The following is an 18,207-nucleotide window of genomic DNA, read 5'->3' as shown; positions in this document are numbered from 1 at the left end:
CCCGGCCGGGCACTCGCGTCAGATGGGGAATTCGACCGGTAGGCAGTCCAGTCGTGACTCCCAGGTCGAGGCTGTGGAGGTCAACTGCTGCGGCGGCACGGCCAGCCGTAGCCCCGGCAGCCGGTGGAGCAGGACGTCCACCGCTGTCTCGATGATGGCCGCACCGATGTTCTGCGCAGGGCATTCGTGCGGGCCGGCGCTGAAGGCCAGGTGTGAGGCGTTGTCCCGGACTGAGACACCGGCGTCCGGGCGGATCTCCGGATCGTGGTTTCCGGCCGCGAGGCCCAGGACAAGCAGATCGCCTTCCTTGACCGGGCAGCCCCCGAGCTCTGTGTCGGCGGTGGCGAACCGCCCGGGGAGTACCGCGAGTGGGGGAGAGTTCCACATCACTTCCTCCACCACGGTGGACAGATTGAGTCGCCCGCTGATCAGCCCGGACAGCCAGTCGGTGTCCGTGAGGATCAGCTGGAGAGTCCTGGCCAGCACGTTGCTGGTCGTGGTGTGGGCGGTGATCAGCACGAGGCGGAGGTGGTTGACGACCTCGTCCTCATCGAGACCGGAGTGGTGCTCGATGAGACCGGAGGTGAAATCGGATCCGGGGTTTGCACGTTTACGGGCGGCAAGTTCGCCCAGGATGGTCATGATGTGCTCGTTATGGGTGAGCGCGTCCGCACCACCCTTGATGACCTGCTTGCTGGACTCCGCCAAAGACCTTCCATCTCTCGCCGCCAGCCCGAAAACACGGGTCAGTGCCAGCATCGGGAGGTACTCGGCGAAATCCTCGACCAGGTCAGCCCGGCCCGCCTCGGCGAACGCGTCGATCTGCTGATTCGCGAAGTGAGTGGCGTGCCGGCGGATGCCCCGGCCGGCCACGGCGTACAGGTTGTCCGTCACCGCGCCGCGCAGCCGCCGGTGCGGTTCGCCGTCCTGCGAAACGCAGTCCGGGCGCCACCCGACCATCTGCATCAGGGGCGATGTGGCATCGACAAGGCCCTTGTTGAAGTCCCGCCAGATCCGCGAGTCGCGGCTGAAGTGGGAGGGGTTGTCCAGCACACGCCGGACCTCCCGGTAGCCGAGGACCAGCCAGGCGGGGACGTCGCCCTCCAGCAGTACAGGCGCGACCGAGCCGTGGTCCTGCCTCAACTGCGCGTAGATGGTGTGGGGATCAGTCGCCGCATCGGGGCCGTAGAGGCGGGTGGTGTCCCCACCGTGGACGACGGGACAGCCGCCCTGGGCCCAGCTCTGGTCGTTCATCGGCCCTCCAGGGCGGCCGCCGAGTGCTCTTTCAGGTGCCGGATCAGGGTGACCAGGACATCACGGCTCGCCGATCGGCTTCGGGCGTCGAAGCGGACGACCGGAGTGTGCGCGGGGATGTCCAGCGCGTCCCGAATCTCCTCGGCCGGGTAGGCCTGGGAGTCAGGGAAGACGTTCAGCGCGATGACAAAAGGTACCTTCTGCCGCTCCATTTCCTCGATCGCCCGGAAACTGGAATCCAGCCGCCGGGTGTCCACGAGGACGACGGCACCGAGTGCGCCCTTGAACAGACCGTTCCACAGGAACCAGAACCGCTCCTGGCCGGGCGTTCCGAACAGATACAGCATCAACGTGTCGTTGAGGCTGATCCTGCCGAAGTCGAGGCTGACGGTTGTCTGCGTCTTGTCGGCTACACCGATGAGGTGATCGACGTCGGCGCTGGCCTGCGTGAGCGTTTCCTCGGTGGTCAGTGGCCTGATGTCACTGACCGAGCGAACCATGGTGGTCTTGCCCGTACCGAAACCCCCGGCAATCATCACCTTCACCGAGCGGGCGCCCGCAGCCGCAAGCTGCTGCCCTGATTGGTCAAAGCCGTTGGAGTCCACTGAGTACTTCCTCCAGGAGCGCGAGGTCGGGCCCGCGAGCGGCGTCATGCGCCGAGATAGGGTCGCGGGCCTCGACGCGACCCGCCTGCAACAGGTCGGACAGCAGCACCGCGAGAACGTTGAACGGCAGGTGGAGATGGGCCCCGAGCTCGGCCACCGACAGTGGCTCACGGCAGCGCCGGATGATCTCCTCGTGCTCGTACTGCATACCTTGGGACGCGGCGGCACGTGAGAGCACGAGGGTCGCCACATCGAGGGTCGACGCCACATCGCCCGGCTTGCTGCGCCCTCCGGTCACGACGTAGAAGCGCTCCAGACCGGACGGGTCGGTCCCACGGGCAGCACTCATCCAGAGTGCTCCTCCAGACGCGGCGTGGTGCCGAGGAGTTCACCCATTCGGCGAGCGAGGTCGTTCATCTGGTGCCCGAGAACTCCCTGGTCCAGGCCCTCCCGCGCGACGACACCTAGATACGTCTCCAGGCCGGCACGGACGACGAACAGGTACCCGCCGTCGACTTCGATCATCGCCAGCCGCAACCCCCCGGCGTCCTTCTCGAAGTGCTCCGACACCGGCCCCGCCAGCGACTGGAGCCCGGCCACCACCGCGGCGAGCCGGTCCACCTCATCGCGGTCATCATGGCCGTAGGAGGTGATGGCCTTGCCGTCGCTGGAGGCGACGATGGCGAAATGGATCTCGCTGATGCTCTCGACGAAGTCGCGGAGCGCCCAGCTCACGTCGTTGGTGGTTGTCACTTGTCGCTCTCTTCCGTGCGGTGCTCGGCGGACGTACCACCGGCGGTCGAACCGGAGACACCGGCGGCCTCGGGTTCCGAGGACGTGGCGGCCGTGGTGTGTGCTCGCGCGGCGTTGGCGAAGGCGGCCATGCCGGCGAACGAGGAATCGGGGGGAACGGCCGAGTCAGCGGTCCGCCCAGTGGGCCCTGCCGGCGGAGACTGGAGAGTCGGGTCACTGCGGCGCCGGCGACGGGGCAGACCGCCTGGCGTGGTCTCCACCGCGCCTTCGCCGGCAGGCCGGACCACGTCCGTCACCGAGGGGCTCTTCGGTGCGGGAACGGCAGGCACCGGAGCTGGGGCGGATGAAGGGCCGGGCAGCGTGCTGAAGTACTTGTGGGGGATAACGACCACGACGGAGGTACCCAGCCACGGCGAGTCGGCGAACGTGACCCGGATTCCATAGCGGCGGGCGAGACGGCCCACGACACGCAGCCCGACGTTGGCGTCCTCGGAGATGCCACCGATACCGGCTCCGGGCGAGGTGCCCGCCAGCGCGTGTTCGGTCTCGCGCTTCTTCTCCTCACTCAGGCCCTTGCCCAGGTCCTGGATCTGGATGCCGACGCCGTTGGGCACCTCCTTGCCCGAGATGGTGACCAGCTCGCTGGGGGGCGAGTAGCGTGCGGCATTGTCGAGCAGGTGGGCGAGAAGCAGCGTGAGGTGATCCACCAGGCCACCGTCCACGCCGAGGTCGGGCAGCTGATCCACCTGTACACGGCGGAAGTCCTTGACGCGGCCGATGCCGCCGCGCACGACGCTCCGCAGGTGCTGGGGCTCCTGCCACTGGCGGCCAGGCCGATCAGAACCACCGAGTACGACGAGGCTGGCCGCCAGACAGTCAGCGGGGCCGACGGCCTGGTCGAGTTCCATGAGGCTCTGAGCGACAGCGGGGGACCGGTCGTGCTCGCCCTGCATTTCGTGGAGCCGCCCACGGAGCTGGCTGGTCAGCACCTGGATGCGGTTGCCGACACCGATGACAGCTTGCTCGGCGGACGTGGAGCGGTTCAGCTCCGCCTCGACGCCCGTCAGCGCGGTGCGCAGTACCTTGGTGAGAACGGCCTGCAGTTGGTCGTCAGCACCGCTGTGCTGATCCGAGGCCGGCAGAATATCTTCGATGGAATCACCGGCGCGCAACCGTCCGATGCCCGAAGGCAGTTGCTCGTCGGCGAGCAGCGTCACCGCGGACAGGAACTGATTCAGCCGTTCCTCCCAGGCACCATCGCGCTCTTCGAGTCGGGACTCGAACGCGCCATTCTGGTCGGACAGTTGCTTGGTGAGGGCCTTCGTCTGCTCGGCGTGATGCCCCTCGCGAGTGGTGCTCTGGGCGGTGAACCTCGTCTGAAGTTCGGCCATTTGCCGCTGCGAGTCGTGCGCCTGCCTGTCTCGTTCTGTCTGGTGAGCCGACTTGGCCTGGCGCAGTTGCGCGCGGGCGCGCAGAAGGAGTTGCACGCACAACGCGCCGGCGGACGTCGCCGCTGCACCGGCGACCGCAACGGATATCCGCTCTGAACTCATGAACGTGGCGGCGACGGTTCCGCCTCCCAGACCCAGTGGCATCAGCCACCAGCTGTACCAGGCGATGGGGGCCCTCGCCGCCGTAGGCGGAGTGGAGATTTCCATTGAATCCTTCGGAGCGAACGATCGGTGTGAGGACACTGCACTCAGACGTATGGAACGCCCAGCAGGTCTGGCCGTGCCGGGCGGCATATTCGCGGAGCATATAGGTTGCCGGGCAGGGGAGATCAAACCGGCCGAGTTGCGGGAGTGAGGATCCCGCCACGCTCTGCCACCGCGTATAGCGGTCATAAGTTGCCTTATGGGTTAAGGCAGTTCGGCTGCTGTCCGGCGTGCCATCCGGGTTCGCTCCCGAGGCTGCGGGCGCCTGTCAGCGATCTGGCCGGCCGCGCCCCCGCTCACGGCCACGTCCTGGATGCCGCCTGATGCGGCCCGAAACTGTCGTGCAGCAAGCGCTACTTCTTTCTGCACCGCGCCGTCGACGGGGCCGGGGCAGTGACGGGTGCGGCTGCCGCGTGCACGAGCCGGGGCCGGCCCGGTGAGATCAGACCTGCAGGATCAGCGCTTCCACTCGTTCGAGCGCCGTCACGCCGGCCTGGGCCGCGGACCGCATTTCCGTCAGCTTCTCCGTCCACTCGATCCGCTGCTCGGCCGAGTGTGGGCGCAGTCCACGGCCCGCTGGTAGCTCCCCTCGACGAGAAGCCAAGCACGGGCCCGCATCAGCCACTACAAACGCCGGGAACATCACGGAGTGTCCTTTCAGTACTACGTCGATGGCCGGAGAGCGAGAGCTTCCCCTGCCGGTACCGGTGTGGGATGCGCTCCGTTCATTCAAGTCTCTCCAGGCCAAGGAAAAGCTGGCCCTCGGTCCGGACTGCCTCGACTCCGGCTACGTCCTGGTGGACGAGACAGGGGAGGCTCGGAACATCAAGCAACTTCGCCCTTCGCGCTTACCGGATCATGGAACTGCCTGGGCTCCGCCAGGTGCGCCTGCACGACGCTCGGGCGTCCTGCTTCACGTACCTCGCCGGCAAGGGTGTACCGGACCATCTGCCGGCTCGCCGGGCGGGGCACACGAACGTCAAAACCACGAAGAAAGTGGTACGTCAAGCCGGGTGTGGAGGATCTACGTGACGCTGCCACAGTGTGAGGCGGCTGCATGGGCCGGGTGAGGGACATACCGCGCGGTCGTGAGAGATTGTGAGAGATGGGAGTCTGAACGGGTGAGTGAGACGACGGCAGAGAACCTGCAATACCGCTTTGACGGGCCAGAAGACGCGCCGGCCCTGGTGATCGGCCCCTCGCTGGGTACTACATGGCACATGTGGGACCGGCAGATAGCCGAGCTCACCCAGCACTGGAGAGTCTTCCGTTTCGACCTCCCGGGCCACGGCGGCGCACCCGCCCACCCGGCCACCTCCGTCGGTGAACTCACCGACCGGCTGCTCGCCACCCTCGACGGCCTCGGTGTCCAGCGCTTCGGCTACGCGGGCTGCTCCATCGGCGGCGCGATCGGCGCCGACCTCGCGCTCCGCCACCCGCACCGGGTCGCCTCGCTGGCTCTGGTGGCCTCCTCGGCCCGGTTCGGCAGCGCCGACGAATTCCGCCAGCGCGGGGTGATCGTCCGGACCAACGGGCTGGAACCGATGGCCCGCACCGCTCCGGAGCGGTGGTTCACCTCGGGGTTCGCAGCCGCGCAGCCCGCCATCGTCGAGTGGGCCGTCCAGATGGTCCGCACCACCGACCCGGGCTGCTACATCGCCGCCTGCGAAGCCCTCGCCGCCTTCGACATCCGTACGGAACTGGGCCGCATCGGCGTCCCCACGCTCGTCCTGGTCGGCGCCGAGGACAAGGTCACCGGCCCCGGCGACGCCCGCACCCTGGTCGCGGGGATACCCGACGCCCGGCTCGCCCTGGTCCCCGGTGCCTCCCACCTGGCCCCGGTCGAGCAGCCCGGAGCCGTCACCGACCTCCTGCTCACCCACTTCTCCGCGGCCTGGCAGGACACCCAGGCGGCCATCCCGGTGCTCCCCGTCGCCCCGCAGCTCTCCGCGCCCGTGCTGCCCGTAGCGGAGATCACCGCGGCGACCGCGCAGCCCGCGGCACCCTCCGAGGGGCGCGCCGACCCGTATCAGCCGGGCATGAGGATCCGCCGCGAGGTCCTCGGGGACGCCCATGTGGACGGCGTCATGGCCGCCTCCGACGACTTCACCGACGGCTTCCAGGAGCTCGTCACCCGCTACGCCTGGGGCGAGGTGTGGAGCAGGGAGGGGCTGGACCGGCGCACGCGCAGCACCGTCACGCTCACCGCGCTGGTCGCCTCCGGACATCTGGAGGGCCTGGCCGCGCACGTCAGCGCGGCCCTGCGCAACGGCCTCACCCCGGCCGAGATCCGGGAGGTCCTGCTGCAGACGGCCGTGTACTGCGGGATTCCGGCCGCGGGCGCGGCCTTCACGATCGCGCAGTCGGTGATTCAGGCCGAAACGACACCGCCCGCGTAGCAGGATGGGAGACATGAACGCTGTGAATCCCGAGCCGTTCGCGCTCACGCTGACCAAGAAGTCCCACTCCTGCATCCGTCTGGAGAAGGCCGGGCGCACGCTCGTCATCGACCCGGGCGGCTTCTCGGAGCAGGACGCCGCGGTCGGTGCCGAGGCGATCCTGGTGACGCACGAGCACCCCGACCACTTCAACGAGGAGCGCCTCCGGGCCGGTCTGGAGGCCAACCCGGCCGCCGAGATCTGGACCCTGCGCAGCGTGGCCGGGCAGCTCGGGGCGGCGTTCCCGGGGCGCGTCCACACCGTCGGCCACGGCGACACCTTCACGGCCGCCGGGTTCGACGTCCAGGTGCACGGCGAACTCCACGCGGTGATCCACCCGGACATCCCGAGGATCACCAACATTGGCTTCCTGGTGGACGACTCGCTCTTCCACCCCGGCGACGCACTCACGGTGCCCGACCGCCCGGTCGACACCCTGATGCTTCCGGTGATGGCTCCGTGGAACAAGATCTCGGAGGTTATCGACTACGTCCGCGAGGTCAAGCCGCGCCGCGCCATCGACATCCACGACGCGCTGCTCACCGATCTCGCCCGCCCGATCTACGACACCCAGATCGGCGACCTCGGCGGTACCGACCACGGACGGCTGGCACCGGGGGACTCGATGGGTGTATGAGGGACGGCGCCCGGCGGCTGTCAGTGGCAGCCGCTAGGTTTACGTACATGCGCATCGCCACCTGGAACGTCAACTCGATCACCGCCCGACTGCCGAGGCTGCTCGCCTGGCTGGAGAGCACCGGCACGGACGTGCTGTGCATCCAGGAGACCAAGTGCACCGCCGAGCAGTTCCCCGCGGCGGCGCTCCGCGAGCTCGGCTACGAGTCCGCGGTCAACGCGACCGGCCGGTGGAACGGGGTGGCGATCGTCTCCCGGGCCGGCCTGTCCGACGTCGTGACGGGCCTGCCGGACGGGCCCGAGTACGACGCCGTGCAGGAGCCCCGCGCGATCAGTGCGACCTGCGGCCCCGTCCGCCTCTGGTCGGTGTACGTGCCCAACGGCCGGGAGGTCGAGCACGAGCACTACGCGTACAAGCTGCGCTGGTTCGAGGCGCTGCGGAAGGCGGTCGCGGTGGACACCGCCGGGGCGCTGCCGTTCGCGGTCATCGGCGACTTCAATGTGGCCCCGACCGACGAGGACGTCTGGGACCCGGCCCTCTTCGAGGGCGCCACCCACGTCACCCCCGCCGAGCGGGCCGCCCTCGCGGCGCTGCGCGAGGAGGGCCTCGCCGACGTCATGCCGCGCCCCCTGAAGTACGACCGCCCGTACACCTTCTGGGACTACCGCGAGCTGCGCTTCCCGAAGAACAAGGGCATGCGGATCGACCTCGTCTACGGCAACGCCCCGTTCACCGCCGCCGTCAAGGACAGCTACGTGGACCGCGAGGAGCGCAAGGGAAAGGGCGCGTCCGACCACGCCCCGGTGGTCGTCGACCTCGACCTCTGAGCACGGCCCGTGCTCAGGCGCCCGCCCCGGGCGTCTGAGCCCGTACGGCCTCCACCACCTGGCGTTTCGACGGGTTGACCATGGCCTTCCCGCCCACGGTGACCGTCGGCACGGTCTCGTTCCCGTCCGCCACGGAGCGGACGAACGCGGCAGCCTCGGGGTCCCGCCAGATGTTGACCTCGGTGTATTCCAGCTTCGTGAACCGCAGGCGCAGCCGGAGCTTCATGCAGTACGGGCAGCCGGGCCGCCAGTAGACGACCACACCGGCACGGTCCTCAGCCACTCGGACTCTCCTGTTCGTATGCGTGTGCGCCAGATCCTAGTGCCGGGGCCGGGCGGCAGGCCCGCGCGGCTCCGGCGGTGCCGAGCGCCAGGATCATCAGCAGCGCGCTCACCCAGAGCGGTGCCCGGAAGCCGAACCCCGCATCGATCGCGAGCCCGCCGATCCAGGGGCCGAGCGCGCCGCCCACATTGAACGCCGCGGTGGCGAACGAACCGGACAGGGTGGGCGCACCGGCCGCCAGGCGGAACACGTGCGAGATCAGCGCGGTGCCGGTGCCGAACGCCAGCATCCCCTGGACGAGAACGAGCACGAACACCGCCGCGGGGCTCCCCGCCGTCCACGCGAACAGGGCCCAGCCGACGGCGAGCGACACCAGCCCGGCCGCGGTCAGCGCGACCGGCCGGGAATCGATGATCCGGCCGCAGACGGCGACCCCGATGAACGAGCCGACCCCGAACAGGGCGAGCAGGGCGGGCACCCACGCGGCGCCGAACCCGGTGACATGTGTGGCGATCGGTTCGAGATACGAGAACGCGCAGAAGGTCGCGCCCTGGACGAGTGCGCTCGTCAGCAGGGTCAGCTGCAGCCCGCGCCCCGCCAGGCTCCGCAGCTCGGCGTGTGCGCTCGCCAGGGCGGACGGGGGCCGCCCCGCCGGAATCGCCGCCGCGATGACGGCGATCGCCGGGAGTGAGACGAGGGCGACGGCCCAGAAGGCCGCCCGCCACCCCCACTGGGCGCCCAGCCACGCCCCGGCCGGCACCCCTGCCACACAGGCGACGGTGACACCCCCGACCACCACGGAGGTGGCACGGGCCCGCGCCCCGGGCCCGGCCAGGGCGACCGCGGTCACCAGGGCGACCGCCCAGAAGCCGGCGTTCGCCAGCGCGCCGACGACCCGCGTCGCGAGCAGCAGACCGTAGCTGCTGGTGACCGCGCCGATGACATGGACGGCCGCGAAGACGCAGAGGAAGAACAACAGGGCGCGCCGACGGGGCCAATTGCGCCCCAGGAGCGCCATCAGCGGCGCCCCGATCACGATCCCGACGGCGAACGCCGAGGTCAGCAGGGCTGCGGCGGGGATGGAGACATGCAGGTCATCGGAGATGCCCGACAGCAGGCCGGACAGCATGAACTCGGAAGTGCCCTGGGCGAAGACGGCGAGCCCGAGCGCGTATACGGAAAATGGCATGAAGGAACCCCATGGACGGCTGATGGACAGAACCGGTTGGGGATGCGGGCCGCACCCGCTCGCATGACGAGCGGCAACGCGGCGGAACGGTCACTGTGATCGTGGCCGTGACACGGCACATCGGCGGAGCTGTGACGGCCGGGGAATCTTCACCCTTGTGCGTACGCCGAAGCGCAACCCGCAACCGCATGGGTCCGGGGTGGCAACCGTGTGTGACCTGGGCGGACGGGGTCCGGCCGGTCGGGAGGCCACCGGGGACCGGTGGCTAGCTTCTGTCCGATTCGGGGCTGCACATGATCGTGAACCTATCAGTGCGCGGCGGGATGTCACCACCCCTTTTCCCGGCCTGCGTCCGAGGCCGCCGGACGTGTCCGGGTGAACGTGCGAGGTACATCAGGTGTTCCGTGCTCGAACGACAGACCGCGCGTCCTGTGGTGCGGATCAGGGCCGGGATGCGACCCTGAGCGGTATGAACATCCCTTTCTTGGACAACTGGCGTAAGCGTCACGACGGTACGCGGGAGGCGGGGCTCGCCGCCGCCGTCGACGCCGATCCGGAAGGCGTGGCCCAACTGCTCGCCGAATGTGACCTGCTCCGCGTCCGGGCCGGGGAGCGCGGGCTCGAACTCGACGACAGTCCGGCCTCGTTGGCGGCACTGGACCAGCTGCCACCGCGCTGGCGCGACGACCCGGAGGAGCTGCCCTGGCTGGGCAATGACGCGGGGCTCTACCTGGGAACGGTCCTGGTGCGCAACGTTCCCGGCGCGCTCTGGCACATCTGGCCGAGCGGCCAGCCCGTGGTGCGGCTCGCCTCCGGACGCGAGATCGATGTGGTGGAGGCCGGTCTGGGCTGGGCGATGTCGGGCAGCCCGGAGCTGTCCCAGATCTACTCGGAGTCGGCCGAGGGCTGAGGCGGCCGTCCGGATCGGGGTGGTCCCCGCCCGGATCCGCGCTGCGACGAGATAAAACGCCTTATGCCCCATTTACGCGTGTCGGGTGTGAAGTCCCTTGCCGGGATGGATAGTTTGCGCTGACCTCGACCAAGCGATAAGTGGGTAGGGCAGCGTATGGCCGTCGATCCGTTGATCGAGCTGCGTGACGTCAATAAGTTCTACGGAAAGTTGCACGTACTGCAGGACATCAATCTCACCGTCGGCCGCGGGGAGGTGGTGGTGGTCATCGGCCCCTCCGGCTCAGGCAAGTCAACGCTCTGCCGGACCATCAACCGGCTCGAAACGATCGAGTCGGGCCACATCACGCTCGACGGCAGGCCTCTTCCCGAGGAGGGCAGGGGCCTCGCGCAGCTGAGAGCCGAAGTCGGCATGGTCTTCCAGTCGTTCAACCTGTTCGCGCACAAGACCGTACTGGCGAACGTCTCGCTGGCCCAGCTCAAGGTCCGCAAGCGGAAGAAGGACGAGGCCGACCAGCGCTCCCGCGAACTGCTGGAACGGGTGGGACTCGCCTCGCAGGCCGACAAGTTCCCGGCCCAGCTCTCCGGCGGCCAGCAGCAGCGCGTGGCCATCGCCCGCGCCCTCGCCATGGACCCCAAGGCGCTCCTCTTCGACGAGCCCACCTCGGCGCTCGACCCGGAGATGATCAACGAGGTGCTGGAAGTGATGCAGCAGCTCGCCCGGGAGGGCATGACGATGGTCGTCGTCACGCACGAGATGGGGTTCGCCCGGTCCGCCGCCAACCGGGTCGTCTTCATGGCCGACGGCCGCATCATCGAGGACCGCACCCCGGAGGACTTCTTCACCGCACCGGAGAGCGACCGCGCCAAGGACTTCCTGTCCAAGATCCTCAAGCACTGACGGGAGGCCCTGTGTTGCGTACGAGGAAAGTACTGGCCGCCTGTGCCGCCCTCCTGCTGGCCGTTCTCGCCGCCGGCTGCGGCAAGGAAGGCAGCCCGCCGGTGAAGGGGCCGAAGGCCGAAGCGCTGCCGGTCTACCAGGTCGACACCGGCTTCCGGCTGCCGGACTCCAGCACCTGGACGACGGCGAAGAAACGCGGATACCTGCGGGTGGGTGCCAAGGAGGACCAGCCCTACCTGGGCGAGAAGGACCCCGCCACCGGGGTCTACTCCGGCTTCGACATCGAGATCGCCCGGATGATGTCGGCCTCGCTGGGCTTCGACCCGAAGACGATCCAGTTCAAGACGATCGCCTCGGCCAACCGCGAGACGGCGTTGCAGAACGGGCAGATCGACTACTACGTCGGCACCTACACGATCAACGCCATGCGCAAGAAGCTCGTCGGATTCGCCGGCCCCTACTACATGGCCGGCCAGGGGCTGCTGGTCCGCACGGACGAGAACGACATCCACGGCCCACAGGACCTGGCGGGCAAGACGGTCTGCTCGGCGGCGGGTTCGACCCCGTACCAGCGGATCGCCGCCGACTACCCGAAGGCCGACCTGGTCGCCTACGACACGTACTCCATCTGCGTCGACAACCTGCTGACCTACCAGGTCGACGTCGTCACCACGGACGACGCGATCCTGCTGGGCTTCGCGGCCAAGGCGCCCGACGAGATGAAGGTCGTCGGCAAGCCGTTCTCCCGGGAGCCGTACGGCATCGGCGTCCCGCGCAGCGACAACGCGCTGCGCTTCGCGCTCAACGACGCGCTGGAGGCCAACGAGAAGAACGGCAACTGGAAGAAGGCCTTCGAGGCCACGCTCGGCCTCTCCGGGGTGCCCGCACCGAAGCCGCCGCCCATCGACCGCTACCCGGCGACCTGAGAGGACGACCAGAACCGTGGACGTACTCACCGAAAACTTCGCGCTGTACGGCGAGGGCTTCCTCGGAACCCTCGAACTCACCGTCTACGCCTCGATCCTGGCGATGGTCATCGGCTTCGTGATGGCCTCCTGCCGGGTGGCGCCCGTCGGCTCGTTGCGGGTGCTCGGCGCGGTCTGGGTCACGGTGCTGCGCAACACCCCGCTTACCCTGCTCTTCTTCGCCGTGCTGCTCGGTCTGCCGCGCTTCGGCCTGGTGCTGCCGTTCAAGGTCTTCGCGGTCATGGCTCTCGGCTGCTACACCTCCGCTTTCATCTGCGAGGTGCTGCGCTCCGGGATCAACACCGTGCCCAAGGGCCAGGGCGAGGCGGCACGCAGCCTCGGTATGACGTTCGGGCAGACGCTCGGCAACGTGGTGCTCCCGCAGGCGTTCCGCTCGGTGATCCCGCCGATCGGCTCGACGCTCATCGCGCTGGCCAAGAACTCGGCGATCGCCGGGGCGTTCAGCGTCACCGAGCTGCTCGGCACCTACAAGACCCTCAACGAGCTGGGATACAGCATCATCTGGACCTTCGTCTGGATCGCCGTCGGCTACCTGATCATCACGCTGTCCATCAGCGCGGTGTTCAACGTGATGGAGAAGCGCTGGGGAGTCGCCCGATGACCACCCACTCCGCACCCTCCGCCACCGCGCTCTACGACATCCCCGGACCGCTGAGCCGCAGACGGCACCTCGTCTACGGGGTCGTCTCGACGGTCCTGATCCTCGCCCTGGTCGGCTGGGTCATCTACCTGCTCTTCGACACCGGCCAGTTCACCAGCGCCAAATGGTCGCCCTTCGAGTACAAGGGCATCCAGGAACTGCTGCTGCGCGGCCTCGGCAACACCCTCAAGGCGTTCGCGATCGCCGCGGTGCTGTCGCTGGCGCTCGGGGCCGTCCTCGCCGTCGGGCGGCTCTCCGACCACCGGCCGGTGCGCTGGGCCGCCACGGTCCTCGTCGAGTTCTTCCGCGCCATGCCCGTACTGGTGATGATCTTCTTCATCTTCGTCGCGCTGAAGGTGCAGCCGCTGCCGGCCCTGGTCGCCGGGCTGACCCTGTACAACGGCTCGGTGCTCGCCGAGGTGTTCCGTACCGGCATCAACTCGGTGGAACGCGGCCAGCACGAGGCGGCGTTCGCCCTGGGCATGCGCAAGATGCAGGTCACGACCTTCGTCCTGGCCCCGCAGGCGGTGCGCGCGATGCTGCCCACCATCATCAGCCAGCTGGTGGTGGCGCTGAAGGACACCTCGCTCGGCTATCTGATCACATACGAGGAATTCCTCCATGCCGGGAAGCTCATCGCCTCCAACCTCGACTACGATCTTCCCTTCATCCCCGTGGTGATGGTGATCTCGCCGATCTACATCGGGATGTGCATGCTGCTCTCCTGGTTCGCCACCTGGGTGGCCAAGCGGCAGCGGCGCAATCCGAGGACCGAGGCGGTGGACGTCGCACCGGCCGGTCCAGGAACGCTCCTGCCGGGAGCGCAGTAGCCGGGAACCGCCGCGAGGCGGTACCCGGGAGCGGTGCCCGCCCGGCAGCAGCCGGTGATCACTTCTCGCGCAACGGCACGGACCGCACGCCGGTCCGCGCCGGCGAGGGGAAGGTCAGCTGTGAGCCGGCCGGGCTGTGCTCGGTGCGCAACGGGCCGACCATGTCGGCTATCAGGGCGCGTCGGTGACCGGCCGGGTCGCCGTGGGAGCCGGAGGAAAACTCCGGAACCACGGGGAACGGCCGGCCCGGCGTCCGCCCGGAACGCACCGGCGGGTCCACGGTCCGCTCGTGCACACCGGTGAACAGCCGGGTTCTCCGCGTCCGATATTCTCCCCCCTTCGATCCCGACGACCGCCCCGTCGCACCGCCGCGCCGCAAGCCGGCACCGGCGAGGAGGCCGTGGGGACTTTCGGAGAGTGGGAGACATCGGTGCGCGGAGCAGCCCGGCACAACCCCGTACCGGACGTTCCGGCCCTGCCCGGCGCACCGGTGACGGCCGCGGACGCGAGCACCGGGGTCGCCACGCAGGAGCGCGAGCAGCCGGGCTCGGGCTCGGTGCTGCGCAGCGGTGCCGTCATGGCCGCCGGGTCCGTCGTCTCGCGGGCCACGGGATTCATACGCTCGGCGGTCGTCGTCGCCGCGCTCGGCACCGGAGTGCCGGCCGACGGCTACACGGTCGCCAACACCCTGCCCAACATCCTCTACATGCTGCTGATCGGCGGCGCCCTGAACGCCGTATTCGTCCCCGAACTGGTCCGGGTCGCCAAGGAACACGCCGACGGCGGGGCCGCGTACACCGACCGGCTCCTCACCCTCTGCACGGCCGGGCTCCTCGCCCTCACCGCGCTCGCCGTCGTCGGCGCCCCGCTGATCATCTCCCTGTACGCCCCCACCTACCGCGGGGACCAGGCCGAACTCACCATCGCCCTGGCCCGCTACTGCCTGCCCCAGATCCTCTTCTACGGACTCTTCACCCTGCTCGGGCAGGTGCTCAACGCCCGCAACAGGTTCGGGGCGATGATGTGGACCCCGGTCCTCAACAACGTCGTGATCATCGGCGTGTTCGGGCTCTACCTCTGGATCGCGGCGGGCTCGGAGGGCAGTCTGACCGCCGCGCAGGCCCAGTTGCTCGGCTGGGGGACCACGGCCGGGATCGCTGTGCAGACCCTGGCGCTCGTACCCGCCCTGCGCGCCGCGAAGTTCCGCTGGCGGCCGCGGTTCGACTGGCGCGGCAGCGGCCTCACCCGGCCGCTGCGCGCGGCCGGCTGGCTCGTCATGCTGGTGCTGACCAACCAGGCCGCCTACTGGGTGGTGACCCGGCTCTCCACCGCGACCGGCCAGCACGCCGTGGACCAGAACGTGGCGGGCGGCGCGGGCTACACCGCGTACACCTACGCTTTCCAGCTGTGGGTGGTGCCGCAGGGCATCGTGACCGTCAGCCTCGTCACGGCACTGATGCCGCGGATGAGCAGGGCGGCGGCCGAGGGCGATCTGTCCGGGGTGCGGCGGGACGTCTCGTACGCGCTGCGGACCTCGGCCGCGGCGGTGATCCCGGCCGCCGCCGCGCTGCTCGCGCTCGCGCCGTGGGTGATGGGAGCGGTGTTCGGCCACGGAGAGACCGGCCCGGCCGACATCACCGTGATGGCGGGCATGATGGCGGCCTTCGCACCGGGGCTCATCGCCTACTCCGGGCAGTACGTGCTCTCCCGCGGGTTCTACGCGATGAGCGACACCCGAACCCCGTTCTTCCTGAACCTGGTCATCGCGGCGCTCAACGCCGGCCTCGCGGTCGCCGCGTACCTGGTGCTGCCACCGCGCTGGGCGGTCACGGGAATGGCCGGGGCGTACTCCGTCGCGCTGTTCGCCGGCTTCGCCGTCACCGCGTACGTACTGCACCGAAGGGTCTCCGGAAGCGGCGTGGACCGGCCCTCGCTGGTGCGCTCGCCCGGAGTGCGGGCGCACGCGCGGCTGGTGGCCGCCTGCGTGCCCGCGGGGCTGCTGGCGTACGCGGCGGCCCGTGCCGTCGACACGGAGGGTTCCGGGCTCGGGGACTTCGGCGCGGCGGCCGCGGGGGTCGCGGTCCTCCTCCTGGTGGTGGCGCTGCTGGCCCGTCCGCTGCGGCTGACGGAGGTCAGCGCCGCGCTGGCGGCCGTCCGGAGCCGGCTGCGGCGGAGCTGAGAGCCGCCCACCGGCCGACCAGCGCGAGCACGGCAAGACACCCGCACACCAGCCCGTTACCGGCAACTTCACGATGCACACAACTCATTTGGACCGGTAAGGGAGCATGGGCAGGTACTGCCATTTCTTGGCTTTCTCTCCGGAAGGCGATGAGTGTGAGGCCGTCGAAATCGACGGGCTCACGGCGGCGGGCGCCAACTGTCCGTAGCTGGAAGCCTTGTTCGTTGTCTGCGGGATGGGCGAGGACTGCGATGCCGTCCTCGGCGCAGGCGGATACGGCTGCCCAGAGCTCGTCGCGGACTTTGGCCGAGACGGTGCCGACATAAAGCTCGGGTGTGACTTCGAGGAGCCAACGGGTGAGGGCGCCGCGTAGGTGGTCGGGGACAGCCCTTAGATGACGATCATCGAGGAGATGGGCCGTGCCTTTCCGGTGAGTGAGTCATGGTGCGTTTCCATCGTTGACGCCGGCGGGTACGGAGCCGACGACCGGCTCCCCAAGGGCGACCAGTTGTTCTTCGGGGTCGGGGCATTCGTCGGTGTGGTTCGAGTCGAGGAGTTGTTGGATGTCGGCGACGGTGCGGGGGAGTGGTTGGAGGAGGCGCAGTTCGTTTCGGAACGAACGGCGTGCTTCTGAGCGGGCCGCGCAGCCGGCAGGCGGCGGCGAGCCGGGCGCGACTGCCCTTCAGCACCTACCGGCGGCGGCTCTCGGCGGCGCTGACGAAGGCGGCCGAACTGCTCCGGGACCGGGAGCTGTACGGGACGGCGGCGCGGTGAACGCGGGGTGGCCGAACCGGGCACCGCCCGGCCGCGCCGGGGGCGCGGTCCGTGAAAGAATCTCCCCGTGCGGATTCGCGCGGAAGGACGCGTGCCCCGCCCCCGGGGCGAGCGTGCCGCGCGGGCCCTGTCCGAGTCGTGCCCATCCCGTGCCCACCGCGTCCGGCGTGCCACCCGGGGCGGCGGGCGCGGTGGTTGGCTGACGCACGGATCGGACGGGGGCGGGGCGGCAGTGACGGAAGCGGAAGCGGCCGGCTGCCGACAGTTGGACCATCGTTGACTTGGGGAAGAGCGTTGAGTGACACCGAGCAGGACGACGCAAAGCGACGACAGCGGGCCCGGTTCGTCGAGGCGCTGACGAAGACCGCCCAGCAACCGGGCGAACGCTCCCGTGTGGGCACCAGGATCGCCGGGGCCACGGCCCTGCTCGCGCTCGCCGCGGGCGCCACCCTGGGCCTCGGCGCGTGGCGCAGCTACCAGTCGGACGAGGACGGCAAGAAACAGCACCTGGCCGCGCAGGAGGCCGCCCAGCTGCGGCGGATCAGCCCCTCGGTCTCCTCCTCACCGACCGGCGGCCGGGAGACCGGGAAGAAGGCGCCGGCGGAGCACCCCGCCGGCGCCGGAGCGGGGGCGGGCGCAGCCCTCCCCCGCGCGGGCACCGTCACCTCCCCCTCTCCGGAGGCGGAGAAGAAGGAGGAAGAGAAGGAGAAGGAGAAGGAGAAGGAAGCGCCGAACGAGAAGAAGCAGAGCACGCTCGCGGACTCGAGCCGTTCCCGCGTGCTGCTGAAGAACGCGCACAGCGGCATGTGTGCCGACGTCTCCGGCTACGGCAAGGGCGCTGTGGACCAGCCGATCATGCAGTACTACTGCGACGGCACCGACAAGGACAACCAGCTCTGGAGCATGTCGGTGCGCGGCGCGGGCCAGGGGCCCGGCGGCGCCGACCTCGTGCTGTTCGCCAACGTCAAGGACGGCCTGTGCCTGGACGTCCCGATGTTCGGGGCGCAGCCGCCCGCGACGAAGCTCATCGAGGCGCGCTGCGACGGCTCGACACGGGACAACCAGCTGTGGTGGCTGGACCCGGTGGGGGACGGCACGGTGCGCGTGCGCAACGCCGCGAGCAACAACCTGTGCATGGAGGTCAAGGACGACTCCATGGCCCGTGCCACGCAGCTCCAGCTCGACGACTGCGGTACGGATCCCGACAGCCGCTGGACCGTGATCGGCTGACCCGGCGGCATAGGCCCGGGTTCACCACCCGGGCAGCCGCGAAGGCCCCGGCGGGGATCCTCCCGCCGGGGCCTTCGCGTGCGACGCGCCGGGTGCCGACCGCGCGGCGCACCGGCC

At 69.5% G+C, this 18,207-nt stretch carries 21 protein-coding genes and 1 pseudogene; 13 read left to right on the top strand and 9 right to left on the bottom strand.

Annotated elements, in window-relative coordinates; all coding sequences use genetic code 11:
• Positions 1-18: 18 nt before the first annotated feature.
• The 5 genes from OG322_RS04830 to OG322_RS04810 are packed head-to-tail and all read right to left on the bottom strand — an operon-like array spanning position 19 to position 3,319.
• Positions 19-1,254, bottom strand: a complete 1,236-nt coding sequence (locus tag OG322_RS04830) for a cytochrome P450 (RefSeq protein WP_123463813.1) — start codon at positions 1,252-1,254, stop codon at positions 19-21.
• Positions 1,251-1,859 carry a GTP-binding protein gene (locus OG322_RS04825; protein WP_123463815.1) on the bottom strand — a complete coding sequence of 203 codons (609 nt, stop codon included), beginning with the start codon at positions 1,857-1,859 and terminating at the stop codon, positions 1,251-1,253. The genes OG322_RS04830 and OG322_RS04825 overlap by 4 nt, the downstream gene beginning before the upstream one ends.
• Positions 1,840-2,208, bottom strand: coding sequence for a DUF742 domain-containing protein (locus tag OG322_RS04820; protein ID WP_123463817.1), 369 nt, complete (start codon positions 2,206-2,208; stop codon positions 1,840-1,842). The genes OG322_RS04825 and OG322_RS04820 overlap by 20 nt, the downstream gene beginning before the upstream one ends.
• Positions 2,205-2,612 carry a roadblock/LC7 domain-containing protein gene (locus tag OG322_RS04815; protein WP_260146907.1) on the bottom strand — a complete coding sequence of 136 codons (408 nt, stop codon included), beginning with the start codon at positions 2,610-2,612 and terminating at the stop codon, positions 2,205-2,207. The genes OG322_RS04820 and OG322_RS04815 overlap by 4 nt, the downstream gene beginning before the upstream one ends.
• The gene (locus tag OG322_RS04810; RefSeq protein WP_329306089.1) at positions 2,609-3,319 is read right to left on the bottom strand and encodes an ATP-binding protein; all 711 of its coding nucleotides are present in this window, start codon (positions 3,317-3,319) and stop codon (positions 2,609-2,611) included. Before OG322_RS04810 ends, OG322_RS04815 begins: the two co-directional genes overlap by 4 nt.
• Between OG322_RS04810 and OG322_RS04805 the strand changes: the two genes are divergently transcribed.
• The 4 genes from OG322_RS04805 to OG322_RS04790 all read left to right on the top strand — a co-directional run bounded on the left by OG322_RS04805 (position 3,290) and on the right by OG322_RS04790 (position 8,169).
• Positions 3,290-4,159: a hypothetical protein gene (locus OG322_RS04805; protein WP_329306088.1), complete on the top strand. Its 870-nt coding sequence runs from the start codon at positions 3,290-3,292 to the stop codon at positions 4,157-4,159. The two genes, OG322_RS04810 and OG322_RS04805, sit on opposite strands and share 30 nt — an antisense overlap.
• Before the next feature lie 1,229 nt (positions 4,160-5,388).
• Positions 5,389-6,666: a bifunctional 3-oxoadipate enol-lactonase/4-carboxymuconolactone decarboxylase PcaDC gene (gene pcaDC, locus OG322_RS04800; protein WP_123463823.1), complete on the top strand. Its 1,278-nt coding sequence runs from the start codon at positions 5,389-5,391 to the stop codon at positions 6,664-6,666.
• A gap of 22 nt (positions 6,667-6,688) precedes the next feature.
• On the top strand, positions 6,689-7,342 hold the full coding sequence (locus OG322_RS04795; RefSeq protein WP_185095558.1) for an MBL fold metallo-hydrolase: 654 nt from the start codon (positions 6,689-6,691) through the stop codon (positions 7,340-7,342).
• 47 nt (positions 7,343-7,389) lie between these two features.
• Positions 7,390-8,169, top strand: a complete 780-nt coding sequence (locus tag OG322_RS04790; RefSeq protein ID WP_329306087.1) for an exodeoxyribonuclease III — start codon at positions 7,390-7,392, stop codon at positions 8,167-8,169.
• Between the two features lie 13 nt (positions 8,170-8,182).
• Here OG322_RS04790 and OG322_RS04785 read toward each other — a convergent pair whose 3' ends face one another.
• Both OG322_RS04785 and OG322_RS04780 read right to left on the bottom strand, forming a co-directional pair.
• Positions 8,183-8,452 (bottom strand): mycoredoxin, encoded by a 270-nt coding sequence (locus OG322_RS04785; protein WP_123463829.1) that lies wholly within the window; start codon positions 8,450-8,452, stop codon positions 8,183-8,185.
• Entirely contained in the window at positions 8,445-9,641 is a 1,197-nt protein-coding gene (locus tag OG322_RS04780) for a Cmx/CmrA family chloramphenicol efflux MFS transporter (protein WP_329306086.1), read from the bottom strand. Before OG322_RS04780 ends, OG322_RS04785 begins: the two co-directional genes overlap by 8 nt.
• 469 nt (positions 9,642-10,110) lie before the next feature.
• Here OG322_RS04780 and OG322_RS04775 point away from each other — a divergent pair, with 469 nt between their 5' ends.
• The 5 genes from OG322_RS04775 (at position 10,111) to OG322_RS04755 (ending at position 13,907) form a co-directional block, all read left to right on the top strand.
• On the top strand, positions 10,111-10,551 hold the full coding sequence (locus OG322_RS04775) for a DUF6278 family protein (RefSeq protein ID WP_123463834.1): 441 nt from the start codon (positions 10,111-10,113) through the stop codon (positions 10,549-10,551).
• 156 nt (positions 10,552-10,707) lie between these two features.
• Complete coding sequence (locus tag OG322_RS04770; protein WP_123463837.1) at positions 10,708-11,451, top strand: amino acid ABC transporter ATP-binding protein; 744 nt, start codon at positions 10,708-10,710, stop codon at positions 11,449-11,451.
• 14 nt (positions 11,452-11,465) lie between these two features.
• Entirely contained in the window at positions 11,466-12,377 is a 912-nt protein-coding gene (locus OG322_RS04765; protein ID WP_123463848.1) for a glutamate ABC transporter substrate-binding protein, read from the top strand.
• A gap of 16 nt (positions 12,378-12,393) precedes the next feature.
• Positions 12,394-13,038, top strand: coding sequence for an amino acid ABC transporter permease (locus OG322_RS04760; protein ID WP_329306085.1), 645 nt, complete (start codon positions 12,394-12,396; stop codon positions 13,036-13,038).
• Positions 13,035-13,907 carry an amino acid ABC transporter permease gene (locus OG322_RS04755; protein ID WP_329306084.1) on the top strand — a complete coding sequence of 291 codons (873 nt, stop codon included), beginning with the start codon at positions 13,035-13,037 and terminating at the stop codon, positions 13,905-13,907. The genes OG322_RS04760 and OG322_RS04755 overlap by 4 nt, the downstream gene beginning before the upstream one ends.
• Positions 13,908-13,965: 58 nt before the next feature.
• On the opposite strand, the gene OG322_RS04750 is transcribed toward OG322_RS04755, so the two are convergent.
• A complete protein-coding gene (locus tag OG322_RS04750; protein ID WP_123463854.1) occupies positions 13,966-14,202 on the bottom strand; it encodes a hypothetical protein in 237 nt (78 codons plus the stop codon).
• Between the two features lie 195 nt (positions 14,203-14,397).
• On the opposite strand from OG322_RS04750, the gene murJ reads away from it, so the two are divergent.
• Entirely contained in the window at positions 14,398-16,086 is a 1,689-nt protein-coding gene (gene murJ / locus OG322_RS04745; RefSeq protein ID WP_266413076.1) for a murein biosynthesis integral membrane protein MurJ, read from the top strand.
• Positions 16,087-16,198: 112 nt separating this feature from the next.
• Here murJ and cas2e read toward each other — a convergent pair.
• Positions 16,199-16,474 (bottom strand): annotated as a pseudogene (gene cas2e / locus OG322_RS04740) (type I-E CRISPR-associated endoribonuclease Cas2e); the annotation flags it as partial.
• Between the two features lie 6 nt (positions 16,475-16,480).
• Here cas2e and OG322_RS04735 point away from each other — a divergent pair.
• The 3 genes from OG322_RS04735 to OG322_RS04725 all read left to right on the top strand — a co-directional run bounded on the left by OG322_RS04735 (position 16,481) and on the right by OG322_RS04725 (position 18,090).
• On the top strand, positions 16,481-16,720 hold the full coding sequence (locus OG322_RS04735; RefSeq protein ID WP_164494468.1) for a hypothetical protein: 240 nt from the start codon (positions 16,481-16,483) through the stop codon (positions 16,718-16,720).
• Positions 16,711-16,860, top strand: a complete 150-nt coding sequence (locus tag OG322_RS04730; RefSeq protein ID WP_164494469.1) for a hypothetical protein — start codon at positions 16,711-16,713, stop codon at positions 16,858-16,860. Before OG322_RS04735 ends, OG322_RS04730 begins: the two co-directional genes overlap by 10 nt.
• 294 nt (positions 16,861-17,154) lie before the next feature.
• Complete coding sequence (locus OG322_RS04725) at positions 17,155-18,090, top strand: RICIN domain-containing protein (RefSeq protein WP_329306083.1); 936 nt, start codon at positions 17,155-17,157, stop codon at positions 18,088-18,090.
• Positions 18,091-18,207: the final 117 nt, after the last annotated feature.

The organism is Streptomyces sp. NBC_01260, assembly GCF_036226405.1.
Taxonomy (GTDB): Bacteria; Actinomycetota; Actinomycetes; order Streptomycetales; family Streptomycetaceae; genus Streptomyces; species Streptomyces laculatispora.
The sequence above is the reverse complement of the archived record's forward strand: the minus strand, read 5'-3'. Positions and strand labels throughout refer to the sequence as shown.

Coding starts and splice junctions, on each gene's coding strand:
- OG322_RS04780 (WP_329306086.1), bottom strand. CDS start 9,641: ATGCCATTTTCCGTATACGCGCTCGGGCTCGCCGTCTTCGCCCAGGGC.
- OG322_RS04775 (WP_123463834.1), top strand. CDS start 10,111: ATGAACATCCCTTTCTTGGACAACTGGCGTAAGCGTCACGACGGTACG.
- OG322_RS04735 (WP_164494468.1), top strand. CDS start 16,481: ATGACGATCATCGAGGAGATGGGCCGTGCCTTTCCGGTGAGTGAGTCA.
- OG322_RS04830 (WP_123463813.1), bottom strand. CDS start 1,254: ATGAACGACCAGAGCTGGGCCCAGGGCGGCTGTCCCGTCGTCCACGGT.
- OG322_RS04820 (WP_123463817.1), bottom strand. CDS start 2,208: ATGAGTGCTGCCCGTGGGACCGACCCGTCCGGTCTGGAGCGCTTCTAC.
- OG322_RS04770 (WP_123463837.1), top strand. CDS start 10,708: ATGGCCGTCGATCCGTTGATCGAGCTGCGTGACGTCAATAAGTTCTAC.
- OG322_RS04790 (WP_329306087.1), top strand. CDS start 7,390: ATGCGCATCGCCACCTGGAACGTCAACTCGATCACCGCCCGACTGCCG.
- OG322_RS04755 (WP_329306084.1), top strand. CDS start 13,035: ATGACCACCCACTCCGCACCCTCCGCCACCGCGCTCTACGACATCCCC.